The 9,070-nt window shown below is 71.1% G+C and carries 11 protein-coding genes; 2 read left to right on the forward strand and 9 right to left on the reverse strand.

The window, feature by feature from the left end:
- Positions 1 to 192: 192 nt before the first annotated feature.
- Positions 193 to 1,242 (forward strand): aldo/keto reductase, encoded by a 1,050-nt coding sequence (locus JWP28_RS09645; protein WP_299542455.1) that lies wholly within the window; start codon positions 193 to 195, stop codon positions 1,240 to 1,242.
- Between the two features lie 13 nt (positions 1,243 to 1,255).
- Complete coding sequence (locus JWP28_RS09650) at positions 1,256 to 2,149, forward strand: alpha/beta fold hydrolase (protein ID WP_299542457.1); 894 nt, start codon at positions 1,256 to 1,258, stop codon at positions 2,147 to 2,149.
- Here JWP28_RS09650 and tilS read toward each other — a convergent pair.
- From tilS to JWP28_RS09695, 9 genes are all read right to left on the reverse strand, one after another.
- Entirely contained in the window at positions 2,146 to 3,240 is a 1,095-nt protein-coding gene (tilS, locus tag JWP28_RS09655; protein WP_299542459.1) for a tRNA lysidine(34) synthetase TilS, read from the reverse strand. The genes JWP28_RS09650 and tilS overlap by 4 nt on opposite strands.
- Before the next feature lie 89 nt (positions 3,241 to 3,329).
- On the reverse strand, positions 3,330 to 4,190 hold the full coding sequence (gene ybgF / locus JWP28_RS09660) for a tol-pal system protein YbgF (protein WP_299542461.1): 861 nt from the start codon (positions 4,188 to 4,190) through the stop codon (positions 3,330 to 3,332).
- 26 nt (positions 4,191 to 4,216) lie between these two features.
- A complete protein-coding gene (gene pal / locus JWP28_RS09665) occupies positions 4,217 to 4,783 on the reverse strand; it encodes a peptidoglycan-associated lipoprotein Pal (protein ID WP_299542463.1) in 567 nt (188 codons plus the stop codon).
- A gap of 74 nt (positions 4,784 to 4,857) precedes the next feature.
- Positions 4,858 to 6,162, reverse strand: a complete 1,305-nt coding sequence (gene tolB, locus JWP28_RS09670; protein ID WP_299542465.1) for a Tol-Pal system beta propeller repeat protein TolB — start codon at positions 6,160 to 6,162, stop codon at positions 4,858 to 4,860.
- Complete coding sequence (locus JWP28_RS09675) at positions 6,162 to 6,950, reverse strand: energy transducer TonB (protein ID WP_299542467.1); 789 nt, start codon at positions 6,948 to 6,950, stop codon at positions 6,162 to 6,164. Before JWP28_RS09675 ends, tolB begins: the two co-directional genes overlap by 1 nt.
- Positions 6,947 to 7,462 (reverse strand): biopolymer transporter ExbD, encoded by a 516-nt coding sequence (locus JWP28_RS09680; protein WP_299542469.1) that lies wholly within the window; start codon positions 7,460 to 7,462, stop codon positions 6,947 to 6,949. The genes JWP28_RS09675 and JWP28_RS09680 overlap by 4 nt, the downstream gene beginning before the upstream one ends.
- Positions 7,463 to 7,465: 3 nt before the next feature.
- A complete protein-coding gene (gene tolQ / locus JWP28_RS09685) occupies positions 7,466 to 8,167 on the reverse strand; it encodes a protein TolQ (protein WP_299542471.1) in 702 nt (233 codons plus the stop codon).
- A gap of 62 nt (positions 8,168 to 8,229) precedes the next feature.
- Positions 8,230 to 8,703 (reverse strand): YbgC/FadM family acyl-CoA thioesterase, encoded by a 474-nt coding sequence (locus tag JWP28_RS09690; protein ID WP_299542473.1) that lies wholly within the window; start codon positions 8,701 to 8,703, stop codon positions 8,230 to 8,232.
- On the reverse strand, positions 8,700 to 9,070 hold a 371-nt coding region (locus JWP28_RS09695), incomplete at its 5' end, for a Holliday junction DNA helicase RuvB C-terminal domain-containing protein (RefSeq protein WP_299542475.1). The genes JWP28_RS09695 and JWP28_RS09690, both read right to left, overlap by 4 nt.

The raw sequence follows: 9,070 nt of genomic DNA on the forward strand, positions 1-9,070 counted from the left end.
TGGCGGCGCGCGAAGAGGCCGACGTCGCCGACAGCGCCGCGGACTCGGCGATGAACGCCACGGTGACGATCGGCGCCGACGGGCGCCCGCGCGCCACGCTCGGCCTATAAATCGCGGCGAAATTCGACGTCCTCCCCTCGACGGTATGGCTTGGCCTGACCATATGTCGGCGAGCCCCAGGGAGATCGCTGCATGAAGTACAACCAGCTCGGCCGGACCGGCCTCTATGTGTCCGAAATCTGCCTGGGGACGATGACCTTTGGCGGGTCCGAAAACTCCGGGATGTGGCGCGCCATCGGCGCCCTGCAGCAGGGCGATGTGGACGGCATTGTCGGCCGCGCGCTGGAGGCCGGGGTCAACTTCATCGACACCGCCGACGTCTATTCCTTCGGCGAGTCCGAACGGCTGCTGGGCCAGTCGCTGAAGAACATCGGGGTCAAGCGCAAGGACGTGGTGATCGCCACCAAGGTGTTCGGCGAGATGGGTCCGGGCCCCAACGACCGCGGCGCCTCGCGCGGCCACATCATGGACTCGGTGCAGATGAGCCTGGAGCGGCTGCAGACCGACCACATCGACCTCTACCAGATCCACGGCAACGACGTGGTCACCCCGATCGAGGAGACGCTGCGGGCGCTGGACGACCTCACCCGCCAGGGGCTGGTCCGTTATGTGGGCGTGTCCAACTGGACGGCCTGGAAGATCGCCAAGGCGCTGGGGATCAGCGAGGCCAAGGGCTACGCTCGCTTCGAGACCCTGCAGGCCTACTACTCCATCGCCGGCCGCGACCTGGAGCGCGAGCTCGTCCCGATGCTGACCTCCGAGCAGCTGGGGCTGATGGTCTGGTCGCCGCTGGCCGGCGGCCTTCTCTCCGGCAAGTTCGGGCCCGGCTCGAACAATCCCGAGGGGTCGCGGCGGACCACCTTCGACTTTCCGCCGGTCGACAAGGACCGCGCCTGGAAGGTCGTCGAGGTGATGCGCGAGATCGGCGAGGCGCATGGCGTGTCGGTGGCCCGCGTGGCGCTGGCCTGGCTGTTGCACAAGCCGGCGGTGATGAGCGTCATCATCGGGGCCAAGACCCTGGAGCAGCTGGAGGACAACCTGGCCGCGGTCGACCTTACGCTGAGCGCTGAGGAGATGGCCCGGCTCGACGAGGTCAGCGAGCTGCCGTCCGAATACCCCGGCTGGATGTTCGCGCGCCAGGGCGGCAATCGCCGGCCCAAGCCCTTCGTCAAGGCGAGCTGAGCGCCGCCCGCCGATGTCCGTCGTCCGCTCCAAGGCCCCGCCCAAGGCTCCCGCCAAGGCGCCCAGGGGTGAAATGGTGGATGTCGGCGGACGCCGGCTTCGCATCGTCCGCGCCGGGCCCGCGACCGACCGGCCGACCATCGTGCTGGAACACGGCGCCTTCGGTTGCGCCGCCGACTGGGCGGTGGTGCAGGAGCGCCTGGCCGCCAAGGGCCTGGCGAGCCTGGCCTACGACCGCGCCGGCCTCGGCCATTCCGAGCCGGGACCCAGGCCGCGAGACGGTCACGCCATCGTCTCCGATCTTGCGGCCCTGTTGCGCGAGATCGACGAGAACGGCCCGGTGGTGCTCGTCGGCCACTCCATGGGCGGGCTGATGGTGCGGCTCTATGCGCTCACCCACACCCGGCAGGTGCTGGGCGTGGTGCTTGTGGACGCGGTGGTCCCGGAGGTGATGGCCTCACCGATCGGCGCCAAGGCCGTCGCGGCCTTCTCCCGCCTCCTCGGCTGGGCGAGCCAGGGCGCGCGGTTCGGCATGATGCGGCCGGTGGCGGTGCTCGCCGGAAACCGGATCGGCCTCACGCCGGAGGCCGCCGCCGAGAAGCGGCGCATCCACGGCTCGGCGCCGCACGCGCGGTGGGCGGCCGAAGAGGTGGGCCAGTGGCGAACGACCTCCGACCAGGCCCGCGCCGCCGACTTCCCGCCCAGCCTGCCTATCGCGGTGATCACCGCCGGCGCGCAGAAGACCGGCACGGCGCTGAAGGCGGTGCAGATGCTCCCGGCGCTGGCCTCCCGCAACGGCTACATCGAGCACGTCGCCGGCGCGGGCCACGCGAGCCTGCTCGGTCGCCGCTTCGCCGACCCGATCGTGCGCGGCGTCGAGCACGTGCTGGCGACGGCGCGCCGCTAGGCGGGTTCCCGTTCCAGGACCCCGCAGGCTGCCAGCAGGCGCTCGTAGGCCAACGGTCTGATCTCAGCCTCAACGAGTTGTCCGTCACTTCCGACGACAAGCGGCCACGTTGAACGCGGCGCGGCTCGAATCTCGGCCGCGCGTTGCACCGTAACCTCGAAGCGCCCGTCCCAGACGGCGGTCTCGCCGGCCTGAAGCCCCAGGGGCGCGAGACCGCCGCGGGCAAATTCGCCAGCTTCCCGCAGGAATCGCACCTGCGAAGCGCCGGCCTCGATGCGCGCGCCGGCCAGACTGGCGGTGAAGGGCTCGTCGCTCCGCAAGCGCCCAGTGAGCCGCTCGATCTTGCTACGCGCCGGGGGGCGATCTGTGCCGGCGGCGCACAGGCAGGCGGCCGAAACGAAGCGGGCGACGGCGTCGGTGGGCGCGGCGCGCAGCGCCTCGCGAGCGATTTCGAGACCGCCGCCGGGATCCGCCCGACACGCGATTGCGAGGTCCGCCGCGGGGGCTCGGCTTGCGGCGCCGGGCGGTCTCGCGCCGAGCGCCAGGGCCCGACGCGCGCGGGGCCGCGCATAGTGCGTGTCCTCGTTGGCCGGATCGTCGATCCAAGGCTCCCGCCGCATCCGCAGCCAGTCGCGAATGTCGGCGCGCCGGACGTCGAGCATTGGCCGCAGGAGGAAGACGCCGCGGCCTTCGGGCCATGCCGGGGAGGGCGACCACTCGCGCGGCTCGGGTGTCGTCGAGCCTTCCGCCCGCATCATCCGGGCCTCCAGCCCATCGTCCGCCGTATGGCCCACAAGGACCACCCGCGCGCCGGCCTGTCGCGCGGCGTCCGCCAGCAGCCGGTGGCGCGCCAAGCGGGCCGCGGCGGGCAGGCCGGTCGAAGGCTTCTCGCCCTCCCAGGCCAGCGCGCGGAACGGAAGGTTCAGACGGTGGGCGATGGCGGCGCAGGCCTGGGTCCAGTCTGCGCTCTCGGGCCGCAGGCGATGGTCGACGGTGAGCACCAGGAGGCCGCGCCCGGCGCGGCTCGCCCATTCGGCGCCGACCAGCAGCAAGGCGAGGGAATCGCCACCGCCGGACAGCGCGACCGCCACCGGGCGCGGATCGTCGTGCAGCAGGCGGCGGTCGAGGACTTGCCCGACCGTCAGTTGCAGGTCGAGTTGAGGCGTCGCGCGGACTTGCGCTAGCTGCACTTCGCCTGGGCGCGGATCGCCGCCGCGCGGGTCTTCACCGAGGCCGGCGCCTTGGGATACCGGCGGCCCAGCTCGGTCAGGGTCTCACAGGCGTCCGCGGGCTTCTTGACCGCCACCAGCGACCTCGAAAGCTCCACCACCGCGTCAGGCGCCCAGGTGGCCTGCGGCCAGCCGCGGATCGCGCCGATGAAGGCGCCGGCGGCCTTCACATAGTCCCCGCGCACCGCCAGCGTCTTGCCCAGCCAGTAGCGCGCCTCGGGCGTCCGCGGCGTCTCCGGATAGGTGGTGACGTAGGCGCTGAAGGCGCTTTCGGCAGTGTCGTAGTCGCCGCTCAGCATCAGCTGACGGGCCTTGGCGAAGGCGTCCGCCGCCGCGGCCTTGGGGTCGGCCCCCTGGGGGGGCGGTTCGGGTGGAGGCTGCGGCCCGGAGGCGGCGGTCGCGGCCGTTGCAGCGTCCGTCGCCTTCTGCTCGTCCGCGGTCAGCCGGTCGCTCAGCGCCTTCAGCTCCGCCTTCAGGGCGCCGTTGTCGCGCCGCGCCTGATCGAGCTCGTGGGTCGCCGATTCCAGCGAGCCGTTGAGCTTGGTCAGCGTCTGCTCGAGGTCGGCGATGCGAGTGGCCTGCTCCGCCATCCGCGCGTCGGTGTCCGCCGGCTGGACCACCACCGGCTGGCCGGTCTTCTGGGCCTTGAAGACGATGTCGCGCAGTTCGCGCACCACCTTCTCCATGCGGTCTACGCGCTTGGCGTCTCGCGCGTCCAGCGGGTCGTCCATCGGGGTCTGGGCGAACGCCACCGTCGCGGCAAGGGGGGCGGCGGCAAGCGCCACCGCCGCCGCCGCGCCCAAGATCCGCAAGCTCGGGCGCAGGCGTCGTCCTGCCATCATTGCATCCGGGCGCCGCTGACGATGGCGGTGTGACCGTTGCGGTTATGTTGGTCGGCCTCATCGCCTGAGCCGGGGTCGATAGGCTTCTCCTTGCCGTAGGAGACGGTGGAGATGCGGGCCGCCTCGACGCCGTGGGACACCAGGTACTCGCGCACCGCATTGGCGCGCCGGGCGCCGAGCGCGAGATTGTATTCGCGTGTGCCGCGTTCGTCGCAGTTGCCTTCGATCCGCACCTGCACGGCCGGATAGCGCTTCAGCCAGCCGGTCTGGGCGTCGAGCAGCGGGGCGGCGTCGCTGCGGACGTCGTACTTGTCGAAATCGAAGTAGACCCGGTCGCCGATGTTGATCACGAAGTCCCGCTCGGATCCCGGCAAGGCGTTCTGGGTCACCGGCTCGGCGGGCGGCGGGCCGCTGGGCCCGCGCGGCGGCTCGGGCCGTTGGGCCACCGGTGGCGCGGTGGGATAGGTCGGCTTGGGATGCGAGGCGCAGGCGGCGAGCGAAAGCGCTGCGGCGGCAGTCAGCGTCAGGCGCAAGGCGCTCCCGGCGTTGCGGGTCGTGACCATTGGGAAAGGTCTCCTTCGAAAGCGCGCCAGCGGCGCAGGGACATAAGTCTATCGTCAGGCTTTGTGTTGCAAGGCTAGTTGAGCAACGGTGACCAGGCCGGATCCGATCCGGCCCCCGGGTAGGGCATCGGCTGCAGGATGCGGCCGGTGACGTCGACGGTCCAAAGCTTCGAGACCCCGCCGGAGGTTTCGCGGCTGAACATCAGCACGCGGCCGTTCGGCGCCCAGGTGGGCCCCTCGTCGAGGTAGCTGGAGGTCAGGATCCGTTCGTCGGAGCCGTCGGGCTTCATCACCCCGATGTGGAACTCGGCGCCCACCTGCTTGGTGAAGGCGATGAACTCGGCGGTCGGGCTCCAGACCGGGGTCGTGTAGCGCCCCTGGCCGAAGGTGATGCGGCGCGGGTTCGAACCGTCCGACCCCATCACATAGAGCTGCGGCGAGCCCGAGCGGTCGGAGTTGAAGACGATCTTCGCGCCGTCGGGCGAGAAGGACGGCGAGGTGTCGATCGAAGGGTCGGCGGTCAGCCGCGCCGTCACCCGGTTCTTCAGGTCCATCACGAAGATGTCGCTGTTGCCGCCGCGCTCGACCGAAAACGCCACCTTGCCGCCGTCGGGCGAGAACCGCGGGGCGAACACCATGCCCTTGAAGTCGCCGATGCTCTCGCGGCGCGTGGTCTCGAGGTTGAGCAGGTAGATCTTCGAGCCCTCGGGCCGAAGCTCCATGTAGGTGATCTCCTGGCTGGTCGAGGAGAACCTGGGCGTCATGATGATCGCGGAGCCGTCGGTCAGGTAGCTGGGGTTGGCGCCGTCCTGGTCCATGATCGCCAGGCGCTTGGTCTTCTTGCCGCGCCCGCCGGCCTCGGCCACGAACACGACGCGGGTGTCGAAATAGCCCTTCTCGCCGGTCAGCCGCTCGTAGACCGCGTCGGAGATCTTGTGCGCCACGCGCCGCCAGTTCTCGGGGCTCGACGTGAACTGCAGGCCCAAGAGTTGCTGCTCGGCGAACACGTCCCACAGGCGGAAATCCACCTGCAGCCGGCCGCCGACCACGGTCACCTGGCCGTTGACCAGCGCCTGGGCGTTGATCTGCTTCCAGGCGGGGAAGCGCGGCTGCACGGCGGTGTTGAGGTCCCGCTCGACGAAGCTCGCCGGATCCAGCGGCCGGAACAGGCCCGAGCGCTGCAGGTTGGCGGCGATCACGCCGGAGATGTCCGCGCCCACCTGGCCGCCGCCGAAGGCCGGCACGGCGATGGGCAGGGGCTGGACGTCGCCGCGGTTGACGTTGACCTCGATCTCGGCGCGGGCCGGCGGCGCGATCAGGGCGGCCGCGGGCGCGGCGGCCAAGGCCATCAGCAGGGTCCGTTTGGAAAGGGGCGTCATCAGGAGCAGGCCTCGCGCGCGTTGAAATTGACCGCGATCTTATCGCCGTAGAATTCCCGCGGGAGGTTACGGAAAGGTGCGGCGGCATAGACCGCGCTGACCGCGCGCTCGGCCGCGGTGCGGGAGACCGGGGTCTGGACCCCCTTGATCGTGGAGGCGACGTCGCCCACCACCTGGCCGCCGGCTCCGATCACGAAGGTCACGCGCACCTGCACGTCGCGGCCGCCCTCGACGTCGCAGTTGGGGTTCCAGCGGCGCTGCAGCTCGTCGGTAAGGCCGGTGAGCGCCGCGGCGGAGACGCCGGTTCCGAGCGCCGGGCGCGCCTGGGCGGCGGTCTCGGGCCGGGCCGGGCCCTTCGCCGCGGAGGACGGCTTGGCGGCAGCGGGCCTGGTCAGCTTCGAGAGGCTGGCGGATAGCGCGTCGAGGTCGAGGCTCTTCTCCGGCTTGGCCGGCGGCGCGGGCTTGGCGGGGGCCGGCGCAGGCGTCGGCTTGACCACCTTCGGCGTGGGGGTGGGCGGCGGGGGCGCGGGTTTGGGCTGAGGCGCGGGCGGCGTCGATTCCAGCGGGGCCTGGGGAACCGGCTCGTCGGCGAGCGCGGTCTGCTCGACGGGCGCCTGTTCGGCCTGCCGGACGTCGGTGGCGGGCGCCTTGGAGACGATTGTCACCGGCACCACCGAGCCCACCTTCAGGTCGCGGGCGAAGTTCCAGGAGATCAGCAGGGCGGCGGCCACAGTCACGTGCAGCAGCACGGACCCCATCAGCGCTGGCGAGAGCTCCCGGCGGATCACGGCGCGCCTGCCTCCGCGGGTTTCGGGTTTTCGGCGGTCTTGGCCCCGGAAGACGGACCGCCGGTGTCGGTGATCAGGTTGATCGCGGTGAAGCCGGAGGTGGACAGCGCCGCCATCACCTGGGCCACCACGGCGTAGGCCGCCTTGCCGTCGGCGCGGACGTAGAGCGGCTTGGTCGTGTCCGGTCCGGCCATCTCGTGCAGGCGCGGCGCCAGGCTGGCGAACGGCACCGGGTCCTCCTTCACGAAGATCGCGCCGTCGGCGCGGATCGAGACGGTCAGCGGCTCGGACTGGTCCTGCAGGGAGCCGGCTTCGGTCTTCGGCAGTTCGACAGGCACGCCGACGGTCAGCAAGGGCGCGGAGATCATGAAGACGATCAGCAGCACCAGCATCACGTCGACCAGCGGGGTGACGTTGATTTCCGAGAGCGCGCCGCGCCGGCCGCGCCCGCCGCGGCGCCTGCGGCCCCTGCCGCCGCCGGCGGCGAAGGCGTCGTTGGCAGAGAGCGCCATGGTTCAGCCCCGCTCCGCCAGCCGCCGCTGGATGGCGGTGGAAAGGTCGTCGGCGAAGCCTTCCAGGCGTCCGGCGAACTTGGCGGCGTCGGTCGAGAACTTGTTGAACGCGATGTAGGCGGGGATGGCGGCGATAAGGCCTATGGCGGTGGCGAACAGGGCCTCGGCGATCGAGGGGGCGACGACGGCCAGCGAGGTGTTCTTCTGGATCGCGATCGACTGGAAGGCGTGCATGATACCCCAGACGGTGCCGAACAGCCCCACAAAAGGTGAGGCGGTGGCGACGATGGCGAGGGAGCCGAGGCCGTCCTCGACGCGGGCGCTTTCGCGGGCGATGGCGGCGTCGAGCACGCGGTCGATACGCTGGATCAGGAAGGCGGTCTGGGTGTCGGTGGCCAGGCCCTTCGTGCGCGCCTCGCGCCATTCGCGAAGGGCGCCCTGCAGCATGCGGGGCAGGGCGTGGCGGGGCCGCTCACCCTCCTTGGCGGCGACCTCCTCGAGGCTCTTGCCGGAGGCGACCTCGTCCTCGAAGCGGTTGGCCTCGCGGTTCAGGGCGGCGAAGCGGAAGGTCTTGTCGAGGATCACCGTCCAGGACCACAGGGAAGCGAGGGCCAGGCCCAGCATCACCAGCTTCACGACCCAGTCCGCCCGCATGAACAGGACGACGAAATTAAAGCTCTCGGGCGTGACGGCGGCGGAATCCATGCGAGGTCCAAGAGCTCCAGGAATCAGGGAAAGGGCGGTGGTGCGGGCGTGCGGTGGCGATCTTATGGCGCCGGGTCAAAAAGCGGCGCCAGGGCTTCGGCGAGGCCTGGCGGCGGCTTGCGGGCGCGGCCCTTGAGGTCGATGCAGGCGGCCTCCACCTGGGCCGCCGCGACCAGCGCATCGCCGCGGGTGATCCGTTGACTGATGAACAGCCGCGGACCCTTCGGCCTGTCGTAGGTGGTGCGCACCAGGAGCGCGTCGTCGATGCGGGCGGCCCGCTTGAAGTCGACCGTCATCCGCACGATCGTAAAGGCGGCCGGGTCGGGGCGTTCCAGTAGGGCGGAGTGGCTGACGCCCACAAGCCGGAAGAAGTCGCTCCGGCCGCGCTCGAAATACCGCAGGTAGTTGGCGTGATAGACCACGCCCGTGAAGTCGGTGTCCTCGTAGTAGATGCGCACCGGCAGCTGGTGCTCGCGGCCGACCAGCCAGCCGGCGGAGGGGTCCGCGCCTTCGCGGGGATGAGCGGAAAAGGTCATTCGTCGAACAGGTCTCCGGGCTGCGCCTGGCCGACGCCCTTCGGCGCCATCAGACCCAGATGGGCGTAGGCCTTGGCGCAGGCCATGCGGCCGCGCGGGGTGCGCTGGATGAAGCCCTGCTGCAGCAGGAAGGGCTCGATGACGTCCTCGACGGCGTCGCGGGCCTCGGCGATGGCGTAGGCCAGGGTTTCGACGCCCGCCGGCCCGCCGGCGTAGTTCTCGATCAGCGCACGGAGGTAGCGGCGGTCGAGCGCATCGAGGCCCATCTCGTCGACGTCCAGCCGGGCCAGCGCCGAGGCGGCGGCCTGGCGGTCGATCAGCTCGGCGCCGTCGGACGTGGCGAAGTCGCGGACCCGGCGCAGCAGGC

Source organism: Phenylobacterium sp., assembly GCF_028290885.1.
GTDB lineage: Bacteria > Pseudomonadota > Alphaproteobacteria > Caulobacterales > Caulobacteraceae > Phenylobacterium.

Bases quoted from the DNA above. Each gene is read 5' to 3' on its own strand.
- tolQ (WP_299542471.1), bottom strand. From the start codon at position 8,167: ATGGATTCCGCCGCCGTCACGCCCGAGAGCTTTAATTTCGTCGTCCTG.
- JWP28_RS09645 (WP_299542455.1), top strand. From the start codon at position 193: ATGAAGTACAACCAGCTCGGCCGGACCGGCCTCTATGTGTCCGAAATC.
- JWP28_RS09690 (WP_299542473.1), bottom strand. From the start codon at position 8,703: ATGACCTTTTCCGCTCATCCCCGCGAAGGCGCGGACCCCTCCGCCGGC.
- pal (WP_299542463.1), bottom strand. From the start codon at position 4,783: ATGGTCACGACCCGCAACGCCGGGAGCGCCTTGCGCCTGACGCTGACT.
- JWP28_RS09680 (WP_299542469.1), bottom strand. From the start codon at position 7,462: ATGGCGCTCTCTGCCAACGACGCCTTCGCCGCCGGCGGCGGCAGGGGC.
- tolB (WP_299542465.1), bottom strand. From the start codon at position 6,162: ATGACGCCCCTTTCCAAACGGACCCTGCTGATGGCCTTGGCCGCCGCG.
- JWP28_RS09650 (WP_299542457.1), top strand. From the start codon at position 1,256: ATGTCCGTCGTCCGCTCCAAGGCCCCGCCCAAGGCTCCCGCCAAGGCG.